This is a genomic window from Actinomycetota bacterium, assembly GCA_005888325.1.
GTDB lineage: Bacteria > Actinomycetota > Acidimicrobiia > Acidimicrobiales > AC-14 > AC-14.
Map to the genome: position 1 here is coordinate 14327 of VAWU01000072.1, position 23887 is coordinate 38213.

At 69.7% G+C, this 23887-nt stretch carries 21 protein-coding genes; 11 read left to right on the top strand and 10 right to left on the bottom strand.

Translation table 11 applies throughout. The features are described 5' to 3' along the window. Positions 1 to 24: 24 nt before the first annotated feature. The 4 genes from E6G06_21340 to E6G06_21355 all read right to left on the bottom strand — a co-directional run bounded on the left by E6G06_21340 (position 25) and on the right by E6G06_21355 (position 7337). On the bottom strand, positions 25 to 1461 hold the full coding sequence (locus E6G06_21340; GenBank protein TML86027.1) for an aromatic ring-hydroxylating dioxygenase subunit alpha: 1437 nt from the start codon (positions 1459 to 1461) through the stop codon (positions 25 to 27). After that, complete coding sequence (locus tag E6G06_21345; GenBank protein TML86028.1) at positions 1370 to 3085, bottom strand: D-aminoacylase; 1716 nt, start codon at positions 3083 to 3085, stop codon at positions 1370 to 1372. The genes E6G06_21340 and E6G06_21345 overlap by 92 nt, the downstream gene beginning before the upstream one ends. 52 nt (positions 3086 to 3137) lie before the next feature. Continuing rightward, positions 3138 to 4262, bottom strand: coding sequence for an LLM class flavin-dependent oxidoreductase (locus E6G06_21350; protein ID TML86029.1), 1125 nt, complete (start codon positions 4260 to 4262; stop codon positions 3138 to 3140). A gap of 171 nt (positions 4263 to 4433) precedes the next feature. Beyond that, entirely contained in the window at positions 4434 to 7337 is a 2904-nt protein-coding gene (locus E6G06_21355; protein TML86030.1) for an EAL domain-containing protein, read from the bottom strand. A gap of 248 nt (positions 7338 to 7585) precedes the next feature. Here E6G06_21355 and E6G06_21360 point away from each other — a divergent pair, with 248 nt between their 5' ends. Continuing rightward, positions 7586 to 9139 (top strand): carbohydrate kinase, encoded by a 1554-nt coding sequence (locus E6G06_21360; GenBank protein ID TML86031.1) that lies wholly within the window; start codon positions 7586 to 7588, stop codon positions 9137 to 9139. 28 nt (positions 9140 to 9167) lie between these two features. Beyond that, on the top strand, positions 9168 to 10559 hold the full coding sequence (locus E6G06_21365; protein ID TML86032.1) for an aspartate aminotransferase family protein: 1392 nt from the start codon (positions 9168 to 9170) through the stop codon (positions 10557 to 10559). 27 nt (positions 10560 to 10586) lie between these two features. Here E6G06_21365 and E6G06_21370 read toward each other — a convergent pair whose 3' ends face one another. Further along, complete coding sequence (locus E6G06_21370) at positions 10587 to 11726, bottom strand: PQQ-dependent sugar dehydrogenase (protein TML86033.1); 1140 nt, start codon at positions 11724 to 11726, stop codon at positions 10587 to 10589. Positions 11727 to 11813: 87 nt separating this feature from the next. Here E6G06_21370 and E6G06_21375 point away from each other — a divergent pair, with 87 nt between their 5' ends. Further along, positions 11814 to 12446: a hypothetical protein gene (locus tag E6G06_21375; protein TML86034.1), complete on the top strand. Its 633-nt coding sequence runs from the start codon at positions 11814 to 11816 to the stop codon at positions 12444 to 12446. 84 nt (positions 12447 to 12530) lie between these two features. Here the strand turns inward: E6G06_21375 and E6G06_21380 are convergent, their stop codons facing one another. Next, entirely contained in the window at positions 12531 to 13094 is a 564-nt protein-coding gene (locus E6G06_21380) for a class I SAM-dependent methyltransferase (GenBank protein ID TML86035.1), read from the bottom strand. Positions 13095 to 13283: 189 nt separating this feature from the next. On the opposite strand from E6G06_21380, the gene E6G06_21385 reads away from it, so the two are divergent. Together E6G06_21385 and E6G06_21390 are read left to right on the top strand one after the other, a co-directional pair. Further along, on the top strand, positions 13284 to 13565 hold the full coding sequence (locus E6G06_21385) for a hypothetical protein (GenBank protein ID TML86036.1): 282 nt from the start codon (positions 13284 to 13286) through the stop codon (positions 13563 to 13565). Further along, positions 13562 to 14662, top strand: a complete 1101-nt coding sequence (locus E6G06_21390; GenBank protein ID TML86037.1) for a hypothetical protein — start codon at positions 13562 to 13564, stop codon at positions 14660 to 14662. Before E6G06_21385 ends, E6G06_21390 begins: the two co-directional genes overlap by 4 nt. A 584-nt stretch (positions 14663 to 15246) precedes the next feature. Here E6G06_21390 and E6G06_21395 read toward each other — a convergent pair. From E6G06_21395 to E6G06_21405, 3 genes are all read right to left on the bottom strand, one after another. Then, positions 15247 to 16152 (bottom strand): hypothetical protein, encoded by a 906-nt coding sequence (locus E6G06_21395; protein ID TML86038.1) that lies wholly within the window; start codon positions 16150 to 16152, stop codon positions 15247 to 15249. A 47-nt stretch (positions 16153 to 16199) separates the two neighbouring features. After that, positions 16200 to 16526, bottom strand: a complete 327-nt coding sequence (locus tag E6G06_21400; GenBank protein TML86039.1) for a hypothetical protein — start codon at positions 16524 to 16526, stop codon at positions 16200 to 16202. A gap of 112 nt (positions 16527 to 16638) precedes the next feature. Beyond that, positions 16639 to 16995 carry a helix-turn-helix transcriptional regulator gene (locus E6G06_21405; protein ID TML86040.1) on the bottom strand — a complete coding sequence of 119 codons (357 nt, stop codon included), beginning with the start codon at positions 16993 to 16995 and terminating at the stop codon, positions 16639 to 16641. On the opposite strand from E6G06_21405, the gene E6G06_21410 reads away from it, so the two are divergent. The 6 genes from E6G06_21410 to E6G06_21435 all read left to right on the top strand — a co-directional run bounded on the left by E6G06_21410 (position 16951) and on the right by E6G06_21435 (position 21514). After that, the gene (locus E6G06_21410) at positions 16951 to 17931 is read left to right on the top strand and encodes a hypothetical protein (protein ID TML86041.1); all 981 of its coding nucleotides are present in this window, start codon (positions 16951 to 16953) and stop codon (positions 17929 to 17931) included. The genes E6G06_21405 and E6G06_21410 overlap by 45 nt on opposite strands. 14 nt (positions 17932 to 17945) lie before the next feature. Then, positions 17946 to 18917, top strand: coding sequence for an MOSC domain-containing protein (locus E6G06_21415; protein TML86042.1), 972 nt, complete (start codon positions 17946 to 17948; stop codon positions 18915 to 18917). A gap of 174 nt (positions 18918 to 19091) precedes the next feature. Beyond that, a complete protein-coding gene (locus tag E6G06_21420) occupies positions 19092 to 19568 on the top strand; it encodes a hypothetical protein (protein TML86043.1) in 477 nt (158 codons plus the stop codon). Further along, complete coding sequence (locus tag E6G06_21425; protein TML86044.1) at positions 19565 to 20794, top strand: divalent metal cation transporter; 1230 nt, start codon at positions 19565 to 19567, stop codon at positions 20792 to 20794. Before E6G06_21420 ends, E6G06_21425 begins: the two co-directional genes overlap by 4 nt. Further along, positions 20794 to 21186 carry a hypothetical protein gene (locus E6G06_21430; GenBank protein ID TML86045.1) on the top strand — a complete coding sequence of 131 codons (393 nt, stop codon included), beginning with the start codon at positions 20794 to 20796 and terminating at the stop codon, positions 21184 to 21186. Before E6G06_21425 ends, E6G06_21430 begins: the two co-directional genes overlap by 1 nt. Beyond that, on the top strand, positions 21173 to 21514 hold the full coding sequence (locus tag E6G06_21435) for a hypothetical protein (GenBank protein TML86046.1): 342 nt from the start codon (positions 21173 to 21175) through the stop codon (positions 21512 to 21514). The genes E6G06_21430 and E6G06_21435 overlap by 14 nt, the downstream gene beginning before the upstream one ends. Positions 21515 to 21538: 24 nt before the next feature. Here E6G06_21435 and E6G06_21440 read toward each other — a convergent pair whose 3' ends face one another. After that, a complete protein-coding gene (locus tag E6G06_21440) occupies positions 21539 to 23836 on the bottom strand; it encodes a hypothetical protein (GenBank protein TML86047.1) in 2298 nt (765 codons plus the stop codon). Positions 23837 to 23887 lie beyond the last annotated feature (51 nt).

Consider the following 23887-nt stretch of genomic DNA (forward strand, 5'->3'; position numbering starts at 1 on the left):
AGTGATGGGCTGGAGGCTGTGAGCCTAGGAGGTGGGCTCACCGCCGATGATCTCGGTCGGCGAGATGCTCAGGTAGCGCTCGAGGTTGCGGTGCAGGTTGATGATCCGGCACTCCTCGCTCGAGAGCGTGAGGTGGGTGAAGCCGGGCTGGTGCATCCCGCGCTGCACACGTTGGAGCGCGACGACGTCCTGGTTGAGCACGAGCCCGAAGTCTGCGTCGCCGGGCGCCACCGTGACGTCGACCGGACGCGCCGGTGGTGAGGTGTCGGCGCGCGCCCGTCGAGCGAACACGAGCGCGTCCATGATCGTCGTGTCGGGTGTGTCACCCGGGCGGGACTTCACGACCTGGAAGAGATCGGGGAACACGAGCACGGTGGCGTTCGGGAACAGGTTGTACTGCTGCAGGTTCAGCAGCTGGTCGTCGGTGAAGTTCGAGAGGTCGAGCCCCTGGTCGACACCCACCGCTCGCACCATGTCTGCGAGCACGCTGCGCAAGCTGCCGCCGTCCGTCACGTGCGGCGCCGGGCCGGCATCGTCGACCGACGGCTTTCCGATCCGCGTCCCCATCACCGCGATGAAGGCCGCCCACACGGTCTGCGCGTCGACGCCGCCCCCCAGACGGGGGCTGGGGACGCCATAGGGTTGCTCGAGCTTGCCGTGGTGGTCCCAGAGCGTCTGGGGCGAGTTCACGTCGTCGACCATCGGCAGCATCTCGCGGTGGATGCCCTGCACGTGGTACGTCTCGCTGAAGCCGTCGATCAGCGTCTTCCAGTTGCATGGCATCGGCACCGCGATGTTGTAGGTGCAGTGGAAGTCGTCGATCCCGGCCCACTCGATGTCGGCGGGCACGCCCTCGAGGAACGCTTCGAGCGGTCCCGCGTCGAGGTCCATGTTGACGAACACGAGCGGACCCCACGTGGCGACCTGCACGGGAAGGAGCGGGAAGTCGTCGTTCCGGAGCGCGCCGAAGCCCTTGCGCGACGGCACCTCGCGGAGGCGCCCCTGCAGGTCCCACGTCCAGCGGTGGTAGTTGCAGCGCAGCTCCCCGAGCCCTCCGCCCGCGCCCTCGCAGAGGGCGTTGCCGCGGTGGCGGCAGACGTTCTGGAAGGCGTGCAGGTCACCATCGTCGCCGCGCACGATGAGCACGGAGTAGGGCCCGACGTCGTAGACGAAGTAGTCGCCGGGCGCGGCCACATGGTCGACCGTGCACGCGATCTGCCAGACGTGCGGCCAGAGATGCGTGAGCTCGCGCTCGGCCCACTCGGGCGACGTGTAGCGCGACGCGGGAACACGCGTCGGTGTTCGCCTCCGGGTGACGCTTGCGATGGTGGAACCGACGGGCGCCTCGTCGGTGAGCTCGGTCGACACGTCAGCGCGCGCCACGGACCAGCCGCCCCGGGCGGGCGCCGGTCTCCCGACCGTTCTCCATGACGACCTCGCCGCTGACGATCGTGGCGACATAGCCCTCGGCCCGCTGGAGAAGACGGCGGGCGCCGCCGGGGAGGTCGTACACCATCTCCGGGCGTCCGAGGCGCAGCCGCTCGAGGTCGATCACGTTGAGGTCGCCCTTCTTCCCCATCGCGATCACACCCCGGTCGCCGAGCCCGTAGAGCGACGCGGTCTCGCTCGTCATCTTGCGCACGACCCACTCCAACGGCAGGCGCTTGCCGCGGCTGCGGTCGCGGACCCAGTGCGTGAGCATCGTGGTCTCGATGCTCGCGTCGCAGATGGCGCCGACGTGGGCCCCGCCGTCGCCGAGCCCGAGCGCGCTCGTGGGATGGAGCAGCATCTCGCGGATGGCGTCGTGGTTGAAGTTGCTGTAACCGAGCAGCGGGCGCATCAGGAGCTGGCGGCCGTCGTGCTCGAGCAGCAGGTCGTAATAGAGGTCCCAGGGGTCACGCCCCTCACGCTCGGCGCGTGCTGCCACGCTGACCTCCGGCGCGGGCTCGTAGTCGGGCGGCTCGCCGAGCGCGAACATGCGGTCGAGGCCGAGGCCGATGAACGCCATGCGATCGTCGTGCACGCCCCGCTCCGACAGGATCGACTCGCGCACCTTCGGATCGCGCATGCGCTCCACGCGCTCGTCGAGCGGCAGCGCTTCGATGGCGGCATAGGTGGGCCGGTCTCGGAGGGGGTGGAACGTCTGCAGGCCGAGGAGCAGCCCGAGTGGCCGGCCCGCGACCTGCGGCCGCATCGGGACACCCTCGTCGAACGCCTCGAGGGCGAGATCGAGCACGTGTCGCCACTGATCGGGGGCCATGTCGTGCTGTGACACCGCGAACGTGATGGGCCGGCGCGTCTCCCGGGCCAGGCGCCGCATCCAGTCGACCTCGCGCTCCGGCGCGGCGAGGTCCTCACCCATGACCCCGGCGGGCGCGAGCTCGAACACGCCGGCACCGGCCTGCGCCAGTGCCCGGCCGAGCCCGAAGAGCTCGTCCTCCGCGGCGAACGTGCCCGGCACGGGCTCGCCGTCGATGGCGCGGTGCGCGATGGTGCGCGACGTCGACACGCCCAGCGCGCCCGCCTCGATTCCCTCACGCACGATGCGCGCCATCGCCGCGATGTCGACGGAGGTGGCAGGCTCGTTGCGCGCCCCCCGCTCCCCCATCACGTAGCCCCGTACCGAGCCGTGCGGCACCTGCGTGCCGACGTCGATCGCGAGCGGCTGCGCGTCGAGGAAGTCGAGGAACTCGGGGAACGTCTCCCAGCCCCACGTGATGCCAGCGGACAGCGCCGCGCCGGGGATGTCCTCGACGCCTTCCATGAGGCCGATGAGCCAGTTGCGGCGCTCGGGCCGGACGGGCGCGAACCCGACGCCGCAGTTGCCCATCACGACGGTCGTGACGCCGTGCCAGCTGGAGGGGACGAGGAGCGGGTCCCACGTGACCTGCCCGTCGTAGTGGGTGTGGACGTCGACGAAGCCGGGGGTGACGATGCAGCCGCCGGCGTCGACCACGTCGCGGCCCTCGTCATCGACGTGCCCGATCTCGGTGATGCGCCCCCCATCGACCGCCACGTCGCCCGCAAAGGCCGGCGCACCGGTTCCGTCGACGATCGTCGCGCCGCGGATCACCAGGTCGTGCATGAGCCCCTCCTGAGGTGCGGTCCTGCGCGTTGTTCGAAGAGTGACACGCGGGTCAGCCGCCGGTCACGGTGGCGCGTTGGCGCGTCGTGCGGTGGATCGGGTCCTTGTCGAACTCACCGATCACATTGTTGCCGAAGAGCTCGATGCACTCCATGGCCTCGTCATGCTCGAGATCGCTGGGGACACCGAACACCAGTTGGTCGACTCCGCTGCGCTCGTAGGCCTGCAGTTGCTCCGCGACCTCCTCGGGCGTGCCGCAGAGGAGGGCGCCGGCGGCGATGGCCGCGTCGACCGTCTCACGGTCGAGCACCCGCGGCTTCTCAGGCCACACCGGCGCCCAGTCCGGCTTCGGGAAGGTGTCGTGGTACAGGCACACGAGTGAGTAGAGATAACCGCGGTTCGGGCGGGTCGCGATGTCCCGGGCGCGGTCACCGTCCTCGAAGCAGAGCACGGCGTTGGTCACCATCACGTTGTCGTTCACGTAGCGGCCGATCGGCTCCTCGCACTCCGCGATGCCCTTCTTGTACGCCTCGATCATCGGCCGCATCTCGTGGATGGGCGAGAAGTTGAACCCGAGCGCGCCGATGCCGAGCCGGCCCGCCTTCCCGAACGTCGGCGGGTTGCCACAGGCGACCCAGATCGGCGGGTGCACGTTGCGATAGGGCTTCGGGAGGATGTTGTGCGGCTTGTCGATCTGGAAGTGCGCACCTTGGAACGTGTACGCCTCTGTCTCCCACATCCTCGGAATCTCGCGGATGACCTCGTCCCACTCCGCCCGCGTCGATGACGTGTCGTCGATGTTGAAGGTGGCGACCTCGTGGGAGCCGGCTCCCCGCCCGGTCCCCCACTCGAAGCGCCCTTCCGAGACGTGATCGAGCATGGCGACCCGCTCCGCGTTGCGCACCGGATGGTTCACACGCGGGCTGAGGTTGAAGATGCCCGAGCCGAGGTGGATCCGCTCGGTGGCGCGGGCGAGGTAGGCCATCATCACCTCGCTCGACGACAGGTGGCTGTACTCCGTCAGCGCATGGTGCTCCGAGAACCAGGCGTACTTCCAGTTGGTGCGGTCGGCGAGCACCACGAGCTCGACCTCTCGCAGGAACGCCTCGTGCTCGCGGTCGGTGTCGTGCGCGGCGGGCCCCGGGACGTACCCCTGGAGGAACAGGCCGAACTCCATCACGGTCTCCTGACGCTTGCGGTACGAGACAAGAACGCGTTCTAATTTCTACCACGGCTGCCTCGCCGCCGCCGAGTTCCCCGACGCGGCGCGCGCGACCTCCAGGCCCGCGACCGCAAGGTCACCGCGTCGACGTCGCTGCGCCTCAGCGGCGGAGGTCGGAGCGGAACCTCATGCGAATCGGCGCGGGGGCACGCGGCGGCGTAGCACGTCGGTGAAGTGCTCGACGTCCATCGGGCGGCCGAACAGGTAGCCCTGTGCGAGGTCACAGCCGTGGCGCCGGAGGAAGTCGGCCTGCTCGGTGCTCTCCACCCCCTCGGCGACGACGGACAGCCCGAGGTCGCGCGCCAGGCCGATCATCGCCGCGAGAAGGGGAACGTCGGGCTGGTCGCTCGTCACCTCCTGGACGAACGTCTTGTCGATCTTCAGCGTGTCGACCGGGCAGTTGCGCAGGCTGCTCAGCCCCGAGCTCCCGGTGCCGAAGTCGTCGACGGCCAAGCTCACGCCGAGGCCCCTGAGCCGGGACATGGCGTCGAGAACCTGATCGGAGCCCGCGCCGACCACCCGCTCGGTCACCTCGAGCTGCAGGCGCGCCGCCTCGAGCCTGCTCCTGCCGAGCGATGTCGCGACCGCATCGACGAGTGCAGGATCGTGAAGGTCGCGGGTCGACAGGTTGACCCCGACGCGAAGCGGCGGAAGTCCGTCGTCGAGCCAGCGCCGGGCCTGGCTGCACGCCTCGCGCAGCACCCATGCGTCGATCTCCACGATGAGCCCGGTCTCCTCGGCGATCGAGAGGAACGAGTCCGGGCCGAGCAGCCCGTGCTGGGGGTGCTCCCAGCGGACCAGCACCTCGACCCCGGCCACCTCGCCGTCGACGAGCGAGACCTGGGGCTGGAAGTAGATGCGCAGCTGGTCGCCGGCGAGCGCCCCGTGCAGATCGCTCTCCAGCTTGAGGAGGTAGGACAGGTCCTCGTGCAGTGATGGGCTGTACGCGGCGTAACGGTTGCGACCCTGCTGCTTTGCCCGGTACATGGCGATGTCCGCATGCTTGAGCAGGGTGTCGTAGTGGTCGCCGTCGTGGGGCGCGACCGCCAGCCCGATGCTCGACGTGATGAAGAGCTGCTGGCTACCGAGCAGGAACGGCTCCTGGAGCGCGGCCCACACCTTGTCGGCAATGACCGTTGCGACGTCGACGCTCTCGATGCGGGGCAGGAGGACCGCGAACTCGTCACCGCCGAGGCGCGCCACGGTGTCTTCCTCGCGGAGGGTCGCCAGAAGACGTTGAGCCACCTGCTTCAACAACTGGTCTCCGACCGCGTGGCCCAGGGTGTCGTTCACGTTCTTGAACCGATCGAGGTCGAGGAAGAACAGGGTGAAGCCGTTGCCGGTGCGCTCTGACTGCGCGAGCGCGGCCGCGACGCGGTCTTCGAGCATGCGCTTGTTGGGAAGCCCGGTGATGAGGTCGTACATCGCCTGATGGCGGATGTGTTCGACCAGGCGAGAGTTCTGCAGGGCGGTGGCGGCGATGTCGGCCAGGCTGGTCAGGCGCTCCAGCACGTGCCCGGCGGCACGCAGGCGCTCGGGGTTGTGGGTGACCGCCGCGTTCACCACGCCCAGGAGCTCACCGTTGGAGACGATGGGTACGACGACCGTCGCGATCACACCGGTGGCCGACAGCAGGTCGCGCAGGAACTCATCTGTGGTCGAAACATCGAGGAACTGGGGCTCCTGGCGTTCGAGCATCGCGCTGAGACGAACGGCCATCGCACGCAGCCTGTCCTCGACATCGGGTGCCACACCCGTGCACGCCGCCACCCGTAGGACGGCGCTTTCGCCGTCCCACAGCCCGACGACCGAGGTGTCGCAGTCCACGACGGCGGGCACCGCGGTGGCGAGGCGCCCGGCGACGTCGTCGGACGTACCGACGTTGGCGAGCGCGCGAGCCAGGTCGAACAGGGCGCGGGCGCTGGCTGCCTGGGCGCGTGACTCCTCCAGCGCGGTCGCGCTGTCGAGCGCGGCCGCGGCCAGGCGCGCATAGACCGCCAGCTGCAGGTGCTCCGTCGGCAGGAACGTGATGCCCTCGTCGTACACCGCGGCGAGGCGTCCGTAGCGCCGCCGGGCGGAGGCGACGTCGGCAATCAGACGCGAGCCCCCGTGGTCGTCGGGTGCGTCGCCCATGAGCTCGCTCGCGACCTGCTTCGCGTCCTCGTCGCGGAAGCCCTGGTGGTGGATGTGCAGGGGGGCATCGGGAGTGGTCTGCACGACGAGCAGGTGCCGGGGGGCGCGCACGGCGAGGCCGGCGCGAGCGGTGATGCGCGAGAGCACCGTCGCCACGTCGTCCGCGGAGACCAGGTCGGCGGCGGTGGCCTGGAAGGTCTCGACGCGCGCCGCGAGGACGGCCAGCTCTGTCGCCTCGTTTGACAGCTGCGCCGGCGCGACGCGGTCCGCCTGCTCCTGCTCCCACACGACTCGAAAGACGCAGCGGGGGTCGCCTCGGAGCTCGCACTGCTCCTCGGTGACGGTGGCGGGCGGCAGGTCGAAGGGCAGGGGCGCCTGGGACAGGAGCCCGATCGTGAAGTCGCACAGGAGCTCGTAGCGCGGGTACCCCTCGACGCTGACCGCACCGATGAGGGCGTGGGCGGCGCCGATCTCGAGCGCCTCCATCTTGACGACGGTGCAGAACTTGGGCGCGACCTGGGCGATGCTGCGCAACAGCTCGCCCGGCGAGCCCAACGAGCGCAGGAGGGCCGCCACCTCGCTGGTCATGTCGGCGCGGGCGATGCTCGCCCCGACGTGTCTCGGCGCATGTGGGTCGTCCAGCACCTCGGCGGCCGCCTCGAAGAGCGCCTTGCCCTGCCAGAACGAGCTCCACGTGGCGTCGTCCTCGAGCTCGCTCGCGCGACGCGACTCCCCGGCGACCTCCAGGAGGCGGCGAACCCCGTCCTCCCCCAGCCGCCGGCGCACCAGGTTGACGATGTTCCAGGTGGTGCTGCCCGAGATGTGGCGCGCCCCCGCCTGCTCGCCGGGCGCGTCTTCACTGGGAGGGGCCAGCAGTTGGCTCTGCGGCTCGACCATGGTGGAGCCATCGGCGGGCGTGAGCCGCGGGTTGAGGCGCCCCGTCGAAGGGCCGACTCCGGCGAGCGACCGAGGGGGGAACCGAGGCCGCCCGCCGGAGCGGGACAGGACAGTCTCCTTAGAAATCCCTTAGGTAGTCAACCCGTCACGCCGACGGGGAGGGAGCAGGCGGTCAGGGGTTCCGCGCCTGCGCGGCCCATGAGTCCACCGGCGGCGGGCCGACTACCGTCTCCGCAGCGATCACGTGGATGGACGGACGCACGGGAGCCGGCATGCCTCACGCCATCGGAATCGACGTTGGGACGACCAACGTCAAGGTCGCCCTGGTCGACTCCGAAGGCAAGCTCTTCGCATCGGCGGCTCGCACGATCCCGACCCGCCGCGCCGGCGAGGTCGCGGAGCAGGATGCGGGTGCGCTCTGGAACGCCGTGAAGGGCAGCATCGCGGAAGCGGCGGCGGCCGCGCCGTCGGCCGCGAGCGAGGTCGCAGTCATCGGGTGCTGCAGCCAGTACTCGTCGATCGTCCCGGTCGATGGCGACGCGGCACCGGTCGCCGACATGGTGCTCTGGCAGGACAAGCGCGGCACCGACCACTCGTGGGAGCTGCTCGGTCGAGAGGGGGTGTTCGAGACCTGGCTGACGCGCCACGGGATCCCGCCGGTGGGCAATGGGCTCTCGCTCGCCCACATCCTGCACCTGCAGAAGGACCGGCCTGACGTCCATGCCATGACCACCGCCTACCTCGAGCCCATGGACTACGTGAACGCCCGCCTCACCGGCCGCATCGTCGCCAACCAGTGCACCATGTTCATGAGCCAGCTCTGCGACAACCGCCGCCTCGGTGTGACGGAGTACGACGAGACGCTGCTCGAGCTGGCGGGCGTCGACCCGCGCAAGCTGCCCCCGCTCGACGGCCTCGCGGATCCGGCCGGAACGCTCCTGCCCGCGCTGGCGGCCGAGCTGGGCCTTCCGGAGGACGTCGTCGTCATGGGCGGGATGAACGACAGCCATGCCGACGTCGTCGCCACCGGCGCACTGATGCCGGGACGAGCCGGTCTCGCCATCGGTACGACGACCGTGCTGGTCGACGTGGTCGACCGCCACGGAGTCGACCTCGACCACGAGGTCCTCTCGATGCCGAGCCCGTTCGGCACCTATCTCGTGTGGGCCGAGAACGGGATGGGTGGCCGGGCGCTCGAGTTCGTACTCGACTCGATCGTCCACGCCGCCGACGAGCTGGGCGACCACACCAGCGCCGACGTGTTCGCCGGCCTCGACGCGGCCATCGAGCGCGCGCCGGCGGGGAGCAACGGCGTGCTCTTCCTGCCCTGGCTCAACGGCTCGCTGTCGCCCGACGCCAACCCCTCGATGCGCGGGGCCTACCTCAACCTGTCCCTCGAGAACCGGCGAACCGACCTCATTCGGGCGGTGACCGAGGGCATCGGGCACAACCTCCGCTGGCTCGTTCCCATCGTCGAGGCGTTCACCAACCGGGGCATCGACGAGCTTGCGTTCGTCGGCGGCGCCGCCCGCTCGCCCGCCTGGGGTCAGGTCCTGGCCGACATGCTCGGTCGCCCTGTGCTGCCGATGGTCGACCCCGACCGCGCGGTGGCGCGAGGTGTGGCACTGTTCGCGCTCGAGCGTCACGGTGACCTCGATCGCGACGACCTCGGCCGCCTCGCGGTGACGGCGCGACGCTACGAACCGCGAGACGAGCATCGGGCGGTCTACGACGCGATGCACGAGCAGTTCCTCGCTTCGTTCGAGGCCCTGCGGCCGATCTTCGAAGCCCTCAACCCATGACCGGACCCATCGTCCCACGGAGCGTTCCATGAGCAGCACCTATCCCTACACCGAGCGGTTCGATGTCGTCCGGGGCATGCCCTCCGAAGGCCGGTCGCGGCGCGCCATCCTCGACGACCTGGCCACCATGGCGAGCGAGGAGGACAAGGCCTGGGAGAGCGGGCAGTGCAGCGGGACGATGTACTGCGGCGACCACGATCACTACGCGTTCATGGCCGACGCGTTCAAGCTGTTCGCGCACGTGAACGTCCTACAACGCGACATCTGTCCGAGCGCCAGCAAGTTCGAGGGCGAGATCATCGCCATGACCCTCGACATGCTCCACGGTGACGCCGTCCACGACACCACGCCCGCCGGTCTCGTCACCAGCGGAGGCAGCGACAGCATCCTCCATGCGATGTACGCCTACCGAGAGCACGCCCGTCAGCACCGTGGCATCGAACGGCCCAACGTGATCAAGCCCGAGACGGCGCACGCCGCGTTCGACAAGGCGTGCCACCTGCTCGGGATCGAGCTGCGCCGCGCGCCCATCGACCCGGCGACGACGCGGGCAGACGTGGCCTGGATCGCCGAGCACGCGGACGCCGACACGATCGCAATCGTCGGGTCTGCCTGCAACTACGGCTACGGCACCATCGACCCCATCGAGGAGATGGGCCGGCTGGCCCTCGAGCGAGGCTTCGGCCTCCACGTCGACGGCTGCCTCGGCGGGTTCATCCTCCCGTGGGGCCAGGAGCTCGGGTACGACATCCCGCTCTTCGACTTCCGGGTGCCGGGCGTGACGACGATCTCAGCCGACACCCACAAGTACGCGTACGGGTTCAAGGGCACCTCGGTGCTGGCGTTCCGCGACATCGACCTGCGGCGCGACCAGTACTTCTTCCTCACCGACTGGAGTGGCGGCAAGTACTGCTCGCCGGGCATCGCCGGCAGCCGGTCGGGCGGACTGCTCGCCGCGACCTGGGCGGGGATGACGAGCCTCGGGCGCGAGGGGTACCTCGGTTACGCGAAGGCCATCTTCGAGACGTCGTTCGCGATGCAGGACGCAGTCAAGGCCCATCCCGAACTGCGGCTGATGGGCGAGCCGACCTTCTGCTTCTCGTTCACGTCCGACGAGTTCGACATCTACCACGTGAACGACTTCATGCGGCTACGCGGGTGGCGGTTCAACGGACAGCAGTACCCGAACTGCATCCACATGGCCGTGACCCGCCCCCAGACCCAACCCGGTGTCGCCGAGCGGTTCGCCGACGACCTGGCCGAGGCTGTTCCGTATGCGATCGAGCACCGCGCCGACGCGCCGAAGAGCGCTTCGATCTACGGCGGCGTCGAGGGCGGGATGACCGACGAGGCCGACGAGTTCATCCGCGCAGTGATGGCGGACATGCTCGACAAGCACCAGGGCCTGCCTCCCGCCTGACCGCGGTCGACCGACGGCGTCCAGCCGTCAGATTTCGAGCCGGTAGATGGCGCTCGGGTCGCTGAAGTACACGGGTTGACCCGCCCGGGTCTCGAGCGCGAGGACGTTCGAGGTGTGGTCGAACAGGAGGTCGTCGCCCACGACCCCGGTGCGCCCCGCGTTGAGGGTGAGACGGTGGATCTGGCCGTTGTTGTACGAGCTGATCAGCAGCGCGCCCTCGACGAGTGAGCCGGCGCCACAGCTCGAGCAGAAGCCGAGCCCGGTGATGCCGATGGTGGACGCGTAGAAGTGCTTCGGCTTCCTTTGCGGCAACGGGCCGTCCTGGTTCGTGTTGTCGGGCGCGGCGAGGGGGCCCGAGCACGTCTCGTGGGGACCCCACGCGTAGTTGCCGCCCTTGACGATGCGGTCGACCTCGTCGTTGCACTCGGGCCCGTTGTCGTTCGCCCACAGCTGGTCGTTCGTCGGGTCGAAGCCGAAGCCGAACGAGTTGCGGATCCCGTAGGCCCAGATGGTGTTGCCCGCGATGGGGTTGTCGGCCGGCACGGCGCCGTCGGGCGTGATCCGGTGGATCTTGCCGGCCTTGTTCGTGGCGCTCAGGTCCTGGGCGTTCGCCGGCACGGTGTTCTCACCGACGACGATGTACAGCATCCCGTCGGGACCGAAGTGGATCCGCCCGCCGTTGTGGAAGCTGCCGGCGCTCGCGTCGAAGATGACCTGGCTGGCGACGCCGACACCATTCGAGATCGTGATCTTGAGGACCTGGTTGCGCGCGACCCCTCCCACCTGACGGGTGGCGTACGCGTACAGATAGGGCGACGCGGGGTAGTTCGGGTGCAGCGCCACGCCGAGCAGCCCTTGCTCGCCGGCGGTCACGACGTTGGGCACGGTGAACACGACCACGTCGTTGTTCGTCTGAAGGTTGCGGCGATGGATCTCGCCGTTGAAGCGCTCGGAGTACCAGATCTTGGTGTTGTCGGGGGTGACGAAGAAGCCGCTCGGGAAGCTCAGCCCGGTGATCACGGGGACGGAATGAGGCGGCGGGTCACAGCCGGTCAACGCACTCCCCGCGAGCGCGACGCCCACGATGACGGGGACGAGGCGGCCGACGGACGTCCGCGGGAACCGCAGGTGACGGGCTCGAACGGAAAGCGGCGCTGCAACTCGCATCGGTTCGCCTTTCTCGAACTCCCGATGCTACAGGCCAGGAGGTGGGTCCTCCGGGCCGCCCGCTGCGCTCGCTCGTAGTATCGGCCGATGGCCGACTGGACCACGATCTCCGCGCTGTCGACCGCGGGCGGGACGCTCGTGCTGGCGGCCGCGACATTCGCTTCGGTCCGTACGGCGCACCGCGCTGCCCGCGCGACGGAGCGGGCGTTGTTGGCCGGGATCCGGCCCGTGCTGGTCCCGTCCCGGATGCAGGACCCGCCCGAGAAGGTCGGCTTCGTCGACGACCACTGGATCAGGGTCGACGGTGGCCGGGCTGTCGTCGAGGTCACCGAGGAATCGATCTACATCGCGATCGCGCTGAGAAATGTGGGCAGCGGTCTGGCGGTGTTGGACCGCTGGGACCTCTTCCCCGGGCGAGCGACGGGCGAGCGCCCACACGGCGAGCCCGGTGCCTTCCGGCGCCTGACTCGCGACCTCTACGTCCCGGCCGGCGATCTCGGCTTCTGGCAGGGTGCCCTCCGCGACCGCGCCGATCCCCTCTTCGACACCATCCGCGACGCGGTCGACGAACGGGGGCCCATCACCGTCGATCTCTTGTACGGCGACCACGAGGGTGGCCAGCGGACGATCAGCCGTTTTGCCCTGATGCCCCGTGACGACGGCCAGTGGATCACGGCGGTGGGCCGCCACTGGAACCTCGACCGCGCCGACCCGCGGTGAGCCGTCACGCGGCTGAACGACGTCGGCTTCTCGTCGCGCTCGACCACCGTGACGGTGGTTGAGCGCGACAAGAAGGAGAGGTGATCAGGGCTTGGTGGCGTTGAAACGGACCTGATAGTCGGCGACCTCGATGCCCACGTCGGTGAAGCCGACGGCCTCGAGTCGGGAGCCGAGGGTGTCGGGGTCGACGGGTACGAAGACGTCGTCGACGTGGAACATGCGGATCGGCTCGGAGTCGACGGAGTCCGTGGCGACGAAGGCTCCCGAGGGACGGAGCATCCGGTGGAGCTCGGCGAACAGCCGGTCCTGGAGCTCAGGCGACGGCACGTGATGGAGCATCGAGAAGCACGTGGCCGCGGAGAACCGGTTCGAGGCGAGGCCCGACTCGGTGGCGTCGGCGTGGATCACCTCGACGTTGGTGCCGGCCAGCCGGGCGGCGAGCGCGGCCGAGAGCTCGGGGTCGAGCTCCAGCGCGGTGAGCTTCCGCGTCCGCTGCCGGAGCAGGTCGGTCGTCAGACCCGGGCCCGGACCGACCTCCAGGACGTCGTCGCCGAGGTCCGCCACCTCGAGGAGCCATGGCAGCAGGTCGGTCTCGAGCATCTTCGCCCACTCCGGGCTGGCCAAGAACTCGAGATGCATCTCGTTCATCGTCACCCCTCGACTCGGAAAGTCAGTGCGCGAGGGCACCGTAGACCGCGGCACCCGGCGTCGGATCGTGCGCTCACAGGAAGCTCTGGGGTCGCGGGCAGGGTGCCCCAAGGTGGACCCGCGAAGCTCAGGCCGGCGGTGCGCCGCCAACTCGACTCTCCACATCGACAGCGTCACGAGGAGGCCATCTTGCCCGAGCACTCCAGACCCAGCCCTCTGCGCCGATGGGCGGTGATCGCCGGCATCGCCGGCACACTTGGAGTGGGTGCCTACGGCCTGTCGGCCGCGGCCGCCGCGGCGGCGCAGTCGAACACACCGTCCACGACCCAACCACCGGCGACAGCCCCGGCTCCCACCCCCAACCAACCGGGCAACGGCAACTCCCGCGGGCCGGGCGGCAACCCCAACTGCCCGAACATGGGAGGACAGCAGAACGGCGGCGCGTCGTCGTCGTCTTACGCTCCCGTGTGACGGGCGTCCGAACCGAGCCCGCGCCGACCGGCGGGTTGGCGCGGGCTCGTCTCATCGCCGCGCTGGTGGCCGTCGGCCTCATCGCCGTGAGCTGCGGCGGCACCTCACACTCACCCGCGGCGGCATCGGGCGACGGATTGGTACCTGTCGGCGCGGGGTTGCGCGGGCTCGCGGGGCTGAAGGCGAGCGCGTACACGCGGGGAGTGCCGAGCGTCGCCGCTCTCGCGCTCGATCCACAGGGCCGGATCTGGGCCGCGACCGCCGATTACACGGACAAGGGCAACGACGGCGTGTTCGTCGCGGCGCGGCCCGGCGCCCGAGCGGTCAAGGTCGTGGCGGGGCTGCACACGCCGCTGGGGCTCCTCTGGTACCACGAGTCGCTGTACGTCGCCTCGGCCGGACGGGTCGACGCGTACAGCGATTTCGACGGAAGCACGTTCGCGACGCGACGCACCATCCTCACGCTCCCCGCCGGGACCGGACAGAACAACGGCATCGTCCTCGCGCCTGACGGGCGCATGCGGATGGGGATCTCCGCGCCGTGCGACCACTGCACCCCCGCGTCGACGTGGGCGGCGTCGGTGGTCTCCTTCCTTCCGGACGGGAGCGACCTCCGGGTCGACGCGAGCGGCATCCGTGCGCCGATCGGGCTCGCCTACTACCCGGGCACGAGCGACCTCTTCGTGACGATGAACCAGCGCGACGACCTCGGCGCCCGAACGCCCGGCGACTGGCTCGCCGTCGTCCGCCGAGGGCAGGCCTGGGGCTTCCCCTCCTGCTACGGACAGGGAGGCGCCGCGTGCACGGATGCGCCGCACCCGACGGCAGTGCTCGACAAGCACGCCGCCGTCAGCGGCCTGGCGATCGTGACCGGCCGGCTCGGCCGTACCGCGGGGAGGTCGGCACTCGTAGCGGAATGGGCCAAGGGCAAAGTCCAACGCGTCGCGCTCCACCGGAGCGGCTCCGCCTACAAGGGATCTGTCGCGCCGTTCCTGACGGGGATGAAGAGCCCCGTACCCGTGCTTCTCGGCCCATCGGGAGCGCTGCTCGTCGGAGACTGGGCGACGGGAACCGTGTACTCGATCTCGGCGCGTTGAGGTCGCGGCGCGGTGGCTCGAAGCGGGGCAAGGCGGGGCATGCCGCCGAGGTCGACCGGCTTCCGCCGGCGGCCGCCCACGACCCGGGCGGCAGTGAGCAGCACGACCGAGACGGTGGTCAGCGCGGCGCCGTAGCGCATCAAGAGCGCGGCGCGGTCGGTCCCGGCCGAGAGCGCGTGCGTCGTCGCGAGCGCGAAGAGCGGAAAGCTCGCGAAGTGCGTGGCGCGCCGCAGGCGCTTCGAGAGCTGCTTGCGCGGAGGGACGTGACCTCGACCGCGAGGACGAGATAGAGCGCCACGATTCCCCACGCCACGGCCACCGGGTGCGAGCTGCTCGCGAGCGGCACGAGCACGTCGACGAGACCGAAGTGCACGTAGCTGTCGAGCCGATGGACGCGACGTGGATCCCGGTGAACACCACCGCCGCCCCACCGAGGAAGCGGTGCAGGTCGAGCACCCAGTTGGGTCGAGGCCGCTTGCCGAGCAGCTTGGTGCTCAGCACCAATCCCCACAGGACGCCCGCATTGACGAGCGCCCAGGCCACGATGCCACTCGACCGAGCGGTGTACCACAACAGCTGGCTCTTCACCGTCTTGCTCCGCTCATGAGGCCCGCGACCGCCGGGCTGACCGGAACGCGGTCGACCAACCGCGCACCACCCAGATACGTGGCCAGCCCCGCGGACGCGCGCACGTAACCGGCGTCGTCCACGATGAGCGCCTCCGCGCCGATGCCGTCGATCAGGTCGAACGGATGCGTCGAGCCGCGCAGCAGCACGGCCTTCGCGAGCACCTCCGCGGTCCAGGCCGAGCCGGCCACGACGGTCACGAGCGTCAGGTCGCTGTCGGAGCTGAGCCCCGTGAAGGGGTCGATGAGGTGATGACGGAGCCGGCCGTCGACCTGCCAGCGGCGCCGGAGCGTCGTCGAGGTCGCGACCGCACCGTCGCGCAGGCCGACGTACGCCAGGGGCCTCGCCGCCAGGGGATACTCGACGGCCACCGTCCAGGCCGCGTCGGTGGGATCCAGGCCGGTGACTCTCAGATCGCCACCGAGGTTCAGGCACACGCGCGCCGCGCCGGCCGCCATCGTCTCGGCGACCACCATGTCCGCGGCCAGGCCCTTGCCGATGCCACCCGGATCGAAGCCGGTGCCGGCAGGGAGACGGACCTCCCGCCCGTCGACCTCGATGTCGGTGCAGCCGAGCAGCAGCGGGCTGCGGCCCGGCGCAGGGCTCGGACCGACGTCGTCGAACGGCCGGTCGTAGCCGGCGCGGATGACGTCACCCAGCACGGTGGGATCGAAGCTCCCCCGTGAGCCGCCACGCCTCGATGGCCCGCTCGACGAGCAGCACGGTCTCCTCCGACACCGCGACAGGCGTCCCCGTGCGCCGGGTGAGCTCGGTGACCTCGCTGTCGGGAAGGAAGCGGCTCCACCGCCGCTCGAGATCGTCGATTCGGCGACGCGCCCCCTCGACGAGAGCCGGGACTCCACCCACTACGATCACGTGGGCATCGCTGCCCATGGCTCGGAAGCGAAGCTCAGCTGCCATGGCTCGACGTCGTGACTTGGGAGGTCGGGGTGGCCGCCTGCGCGCTGCGGTAGCTCGATTGCGCCCCGGCTGAAGAGACAGTGCTGGCCGAAGATGCAGTGCCCGAGCCGGCGGCCTGCGTGGTCGTGACCGCGGCCGCGCGGTTGGCGGTCGCGGCAGTCGTGTTCGCGTGCGCGCCGGCCGCCATCCAGCCGGTGAGCGCCAGCATGCCGGCCGCGCTCGCCGAACCGGCCGCGAGACGCGCCCGGCGGGCCGGATGCGCCTTCGGCCGGCGCTTCCTAGGGACCGCCTCGGTCGTCGTCGGTTTCGTCTCCATCGGTCTCCCTTCACGGGTCCGCCACGGGGGGTGGCGCCTCGTCTTCCATGATCGAGGTGATTCCTCAGACCAGGCTCAGGGCGCGCTTGGTCTTCTCTGGGCTCCCGTCTGCTCAGAGCTCGCGGGCGAGCGACGCGCCCGGCGTTCTGCCGGTACAGCGCTTGAACATCTCGATGAACGCGCTCGTCGACCCGTAACCGAGGTCCATGGCCACGCGCGTGACCGAGTGCCCGCTCGCGAGCAGGACGAGCGCGTGCTTGACGTGGTGCAGCGACCGCCACGTCGAGAAGGTCACGCCGGTCTCCTGCTTGAACAGCCGGCTGAAGTGGCGGGTGCTGAGCGCGAGACGGCGCGCCCATTCCTCCGCGGCAGTGGGGTCTGCAGGGTCGAGGTCGAGCGCGTCGGCAACGCCGCGCAACAACGGATGCTCGATCTGCGGGAGCCACACCGATGTGTCCGACGTCGGCATGCTCGGCAGCAGTTGAACGATGAGGCTGACCACCGCGGCGCCCACGCCGCCATCGTCGTCGAAGTCCGTGTAGTGTCGGCCGGCCTCGCGAATCAGCTCGTGGAGCAGCTCGCTCACGTGGAGCGTCACGAGGTCGGTGACGAGCGTGGGATGTCGGTCGGGGTCGACGAACACGCTCCGCAACGAGGCGTTGCCGTGGGCTGCCACCCGATGGTCGAGCCACGGTGGGATCGCGAGGGCGGTGAGCCTGGTCAACACCGAGGTGCCGGTGGACGCCTCGACGGACACGACGCCCCGCACCGGATAGACGACCTGGGCCAGGCGATGTCGGTGGGTGTGGCCCGGGTAGCCCTGCGGATACTCGAAGGCGCGCACGAACACGGCGCGGGGCGCGTCGGGGGCGGGCGCGGGCAACGCTGCCGCGATCGCCGGAGGGATCTGTCCGACTACGGACACTCCCTGGCCGATTCCCGGTATCTACCGGCGAGACACGCCATTACGGTCATCGACGAAGGCTACGCAAGGAGGTTCGCCATGGCCACCGCCCCCGTGTTCGAGTCCAGGGCCCGCAACGCCGAGCGGGTCCGGAGCGCGTCCAGCATCATCTTCGTGGACGACGTGCTGGCCACGCTGCTCTGGTACCAGGACAAGCTGGGCCTGCAGGTCGAGTTCGCGTGGGGCGACCCCGTTGTGCACGGCTCGATCGTCGCCGGCAACTCGACGTTCCACTTCTCGCGAGCCGACCCCACCGAGCCCCGGACGTCGTACATGACCGTGTACGTGACCCAGCTCGACGAGTACTACGACGACGTGAAGGCGCAGGGCGTCGAGATCGTGCAACCACCGGGAACGATGGAGTGGGGCATGCGTGCGTTCATGATCAACGACTGCAACGGAGCGCTGGTGATGTTCGCGGATCCGTCCACCGGCGAGTAGGGCAGACTCGTCCGGTGCCGAACGAGACGTGCGACGGGTGCGGGTTCGACGCCGCTGACTACAGCCACGAGGATCTGCTCGGCACGGTGCGCGCGCTCGCCCCGATGTGGCGGCACACCACCGAGGGCATCGGCGAGTCGGTCCTGACCACGCGGCCCGCTTCCGGAGTGTGGTCCGCACTCGAGTACGCGAGCCACTCACGCGACGTCACCGGCGTGATGGGTTACCTCCTGCACCTCGCGCTGACCGAGGACCACCCGGTGCTCGAGCCACCGCCGCCCGAGACACCCGAACCGACGGTGCCGGCGACCCTCGAGCACGCGATCCGGGAGCTCGACAAGAACGTCGCACGGCTGAACGCGAAGGGCGCTCGCATGAGCGACGGTGACCGGTCTCGCCCGATCACCCTCGGCGACGACACGGTCGACGCCGGGTGGATCATCGGTCATGCGGTGCATGACGCGACGCACCACCTGCGCGACGTGGGCCGCGGGCTGCACGCGCTCGGCGCCGGCGCGCCGAGCCAGCAGGGAACGCTCGTGCAGATCAACTCGTCGAGCGGGGGCGTGCCCAAGACCGCGTTGGCGTCGGCCACGATCGGTCGCAGGGGCGTGGCCGGCGATCACCAAGCCGAGCGACGCCACCACGGCCGCCCATGGCAGGCCCTCTGCATCTGGTCGCGTGACGTGATCGACGCGCTCGACGCCGAGGGTCACATGCTCTTTCCCGGAGCGGCCGGCGAGAACCTGACGGTCTCCGGCATCGATTGGGCCACGATCCGGCCCGGAGTGCGTTTGACGATCGGCGCGGCACTGGTCGAGGTGTCCGCGTTCGCCACCCCCTGTGCGAAGAACGCGCGCTGGTTCTCCGACGGCAAGTTCCGGCGCATCGACCACAACCTTCACCCGGGCACGAGCCGCGCGTACGCCTGGGTGCTCGAAGGGGGCACGGTCGCACCCGGCGACGCCGTCCTGGTCGAGCCCTGAGCCGTCGAGGCCCGCGGCGACCGGCGCGGTCGCCGAAGCCTCAGCTCCTGATGAATGTCAGGGAGATCAATGGGGAAGGGGTCCGGCCATTCGATGCCGACTCTCGCCCGACCGGACTTCCAGGAAGCGCCCACCGCCGGCCACCCGCGCGTCGTCTGAGCACGAGGTCGACCCGTGACCCGTCACCCGGTCCGCGGTGCTGTCGCGATCGTCGCCACCGTTGCGCTGCTCCTCGTCCTCGCGACACGACTCGTGCCGCACCCCGTGGGACCGGCGCGCACGTTCGACAAGTACCGGGGGAAGGCCGTCACCACGGCCAAGAGCGCATTATCCAGCGTGGCCACGGTGCGGCTCGCGGCACGGGCGGGCAGCCGCGACCGCGCCTTCGGGCCCTACCTCTCGGTCCTGATCTCCGACGCCGAAGCCTCGATCAGCGGCGTGCAGGGGACGTTCGACTCGATCCAGCCCCCGGACGAGCGAGCCGACGGCCTCGCCCGCGAGCTCGACCAGGTGCTGAGCGACGCCCTCGAGCACGTCCGCGACGTACGGGTCGCGGTGCGGCGGGGCGAGCTCCCGGACCTGGCGAAGACGGCCGCGCCGCTGGCGGACGACGTCCGCAAGCTGCAGCGCTTCCAGGAGCAGCACCGGTGAAGAAGGTCGCCCAGATCACGCTCGGCATCCTCACGGCCATCGGCGGCTTCGTCGACATCGGCGACATGGTGGCGAACGGCGCGACCGGTGCCCGCTTCGGGCTCGGTCTGGCCTGGGTGGTCGTGGTCGGCGTGATCGGCATCATCGTCTATGCGGAGATGAGCGGGCGGGTGGCGGCGGTGGCGGGACGGCCGGTGTTCAACCTCGTGCGCGAGCGGCTCGGTCCCGGCTTCGGTCTCGCCAACCTGCTCGCTTCGTCCTTCATCAACCTCCTGACCCTCGCGGCGGAGATCGCGGGGGTCGCCATCGCGCTCTCGATGGCCGCCAGCGTCCACTACCTCCTCATGGTGCCGCTCGCCGCAGTGGTGATCTGGGTGGTGATCTGGCGACTGCCGTTCGAGTGGATGGAGCGAATCTTCGGGCTGCTGGGCCTGGCCCTCCTGGCCTTCCTCGTCGCGCTCGTGAAGCTGGGGCCCGACTGGGGACACCTGTTCTCCCAGGCCGCGCACCCCTCGGTCCCCAAAGAAGAGACGCCCTTCACCTACGCCTACTTCGGCATCGCCCTGTTCGGCGCGGCCATGACCCCGTACGAGGTCTTCTTCTTCTCCTCCGGCGCGGTCGAGGAGCACTGGACCGAGTCCGACCTGGCGGTCAACCGAGCCAACGTCTACATCGGCTTCCCCCTCGGCGGGCTGCTGTCCCTGTCGATCATGGCCCTCACCGCGCTTGTCTTCGCGCCCCAGATGATCACGGTCGACACGCTGCCCCAGGTCGCGCTCCCGGTCAGCATCGTCATCGGCAAGCTCGGGCTTGCCTGCCTCATCGTCGGGATCTTCGCCGCCACCTTCGGCGCCGCGCTCGAGACCGCGTTGTCGGCGGGCTACTGCGTGGCCCAGTACCTGGGGTGGCAGTGGGGCAAGTACGTGCGCCCGCGTGACGCGTCGCGGTTCCACCTCGTCGTGCTCGTCGCGCTGCTGCTCGGCGCGCTGGTGGTCATGACCGGCGTCGACCCCGTGAAGGTGACGGAGTACTCGATCGTGCTGTCCGCCGCCGCCCTCCCGCTCACCTACTTCCCCATCCTCGTCGTCGCCAACGACCGCGAGTACATGGGAGACAAGACGAACGGCCCGGTGCTGAACACCCTGGCGACGATCTACCTGGTGATCCTGGTGCTGGTCTCGTTGGCCACCATCCCGCTCATGATCATCACGAAGGGAGGGGCGTGATGGAGGCTCGGCACCTGTGGGCCGGCCTGCACCTGCTCGACCGTCAGCTCGTCGATCGCGACGGCCGCATGGCCGGGATGGTCGACGACCTCGAGCTTGACTACACCGAGGACGAAGGCCGGCTCTACGTAGCCGCGATCCTCTCGGGCCCCGGCGCGCTGGCGAACCGTTTCAGGCGCGACACCTTCGGCGGATGGATGCGCTTCGTGCACGCAATCGTGTCCCCGGGCGAGCGCGACCCGGCGCGCATCGCGTTCAACCTGGTGCAGGACATCGGCAACCACATCACGCTCGCGGGCAACCGCGACGAGGTCGGCACCGCATCGGCTGAGCGATGGTTCCGCGACCACGTCATCGCCCACATCCCGGGAAGCGGCCATGCGGCTGAGTGAGCTGCTCCACTCGGTCGTCGTCGACGCCGACGGCGTGGAGCTCGGCTCGGTCGACGACGTGCGCCTCGTGCAGGACGGCCCGATGTTGTTGCCCTTCGGCGCCGCCCTGCGCGTCGAGGGCCTGGTCGTGGGCCACTCGGCCGTCGGCACCCGGCTCGGCTTCGGGCGCAAGAACGTCGCCGGCCCGTGGCTCCTCGTGCGGATCTTCGGCGCGCTCGAGCGTCGGGCGCGCTACGCGCCCTGGGAGCTCGTGGAGGCGTTCGAGGACGACGTCGTCCGGCTCCGAGCGCCCCGATCGCAGCTCGGGCCGCCTCCGCGCGCTGCTTGAACGGGCCGCCTCAGCGCCGCGTGGCTATGGCCCCGACTCGCACGTCGCGAAGTGGAACGGGTTGGGATCGGAGCAGGTGTCGGTGCCGTCTCCGCCCTGGAGGGAGTCGAGGCCCGCGCCACCCTTCAGGGTGTCGTTGCCGCTCGTGCCGAGGATGGCGTCGTTGCCCTGACCGCCGACGAGGGTGTCGTCGCCGCCATCGCCGATCAACAGGTCGTTGCCGTCCAGGCCGTTGATGGTGTCGTTGCCGCCCTTGCCGCAGATGATGTCGCTCCCGTTGGTGCCGTTGAGCGTCTCGGGTGCGTTGGTGCCGGTGATCGTGCAGGCCTGGAACGTCGTCGATGCCGCGTTGGTGCTCCAGGGGAAGAACTGCACGTTGGCCGACACCTGGTCGCCCGACCCGATCGACCAGCCCGAGGGCCCGCTGGCGTTCCCCCACCAGTTCTTGCGGGCGTCGACGCTCGTCGAGCCCGTGTTGTTGACTCCGACAAAGTTGCCGGTGATCTGGTTCGAGGCCAGCGCCACGGTAGCCACCTTGCCGTTGGTCTCGTCGACCTCGAGGCCGGTGTCCGCGTTCTGCAGCTTGTTGCTCGTGAAGGTGGCCTTGACGTCGGCTTCGGCGAAGCCGAGCTGGTCGGTGGTGACGAAGGCGCCCGTGCTCCCGGATGCGTGCAGCGCGTCGACGGTGTTGTTGGTGAACGCAGTGGTGACCGCATTCCCGCCGTCGCCGAAGTCGGCGAGGCCCACCGCGCATCCCGTGATCGTGTTGTTGTCGACCGTGGGCGCGATGTAGGGAACGAACACCCAGGTGCCGTAGCCGTCGGGGAGGCAGTTGGACACGCTGTTGCCCTGGATGACGTCGCCGGTGCCTCCGCCGTCACCCGCGTTGTCGGTGTGCACGCCACTGGCCGACTGGGTGATGACGTTGTTGAGGAAGGTCACGCCGGACGAGTGGTTCGACGAAATGGCGTCGTTGGTGAGCCACACGGTGTTGCTCGACATGTTGCCCGACCCGCCGAAGTTGAAGATGCCGATCGAGCCCGAGTCGCCCCGCACGTTTGTGACCTTGTTGTGGTTGAAGTCGAACGTGCCGCCGTTGCTCGCGTAGATGCCACGGAGGAAGACGCTGTTCACGTTCACGTCGTGGACAACCAGGTTGTCGAAGGTGCCGCCGAGCTGGTTGTTGGTGATGATCCCGTTGCGGGCGTCGATGTCGACCCCGCCCACCACCACGCCCGAGGTCAAGCTCGGGTTGTCGCCGTTGACTGCGAGCCCCGTGATCGTGACGTTGGCCGACTCCGCCAGGAAGACGCTGCTGGCGGCCCCGCCGCACAGCGACGAGCCTGCACACGGGTTGGGAGCGGAGACCGCGGGGCGAACCTTGGTCGTGGCCGCGCCGGCGCCGCTGATCGTGACCGCCTTGTTCACCACGACGTTCTCGGTGTAGGTCCCCGCCGCGAGGTGCACCGTGCCGCTCGGCGAGACCGCGCTGATCCCCGCCTGGATGGTCTTCTTGGCGTCGCTCGGGGCGCTGCCGCCGTTGTTGTCGTCGCCGTGGGCGGCGTCGACGTAGCAGTTCGTGGTGCAGGCCGCGGGCTCGAAGTCATAGGTCGTCGTGTTGCCGCTCACGCCGAGCTGCACGTTGTCGACGTTGGTCAGGACGCCGCTGTAGCCCGACCCCAGGTTCGGCCCGAACCCGTACTTGATGGTGGCGTTGGGGTTGGCCGCGACGATCGTGCTCCAGGCAACGGGGCAGCTGAAGGCGCAGACGCCGGGGATGGTCCGGGTGGAGATCCACACCCCCGCGCCGCCGTTGTACGCGTCCCAGGTCTGCCAGGTGTTGTCGAGCACCCCCCCACCGTTGTAGGAGGGGTCCCAGACCAGAGACGCATAGTCGGGCGACGCGTTGCCCGACGGCCCGTCAGGATCGATCTCGATGTTGTACGAGGGCACGATGTTCGGGGTCACCGATGCGCCATCGCGGTAGGTCGAGTAACCGATCGCATCGATGTCGGCCAGCTTCACGTCGGGCGCGGGGAAGAAGAGGCCGTCGTCGTAGTTGTAGAGCGCGATGTGGCTCGCCGTGCCCGAGACGGTTAGCCGCAAGCTTCCCGTGCCCAGCGGAGGGGTGCCGGGGCCGGTGACGAAGCCCGTGGTGTACGAGCCGGTCTGACTGGTCAACGCCCAGTGCTGTCCGGGCGGTGTGCCGACGTCGCTTCCCTTCACGACGACGGTGCTCGATGCCACCGCGGCGCCCGGCATGAACGCCAGGCCTCCGGCAACGACGAGCGAAACGAACGTGGATGCCCAGACTCTCCGCACTGTCTTCTCCCCTTTGCCCGTGGCCCCCTGCTCGAGCGGTGGCAGGTCTAC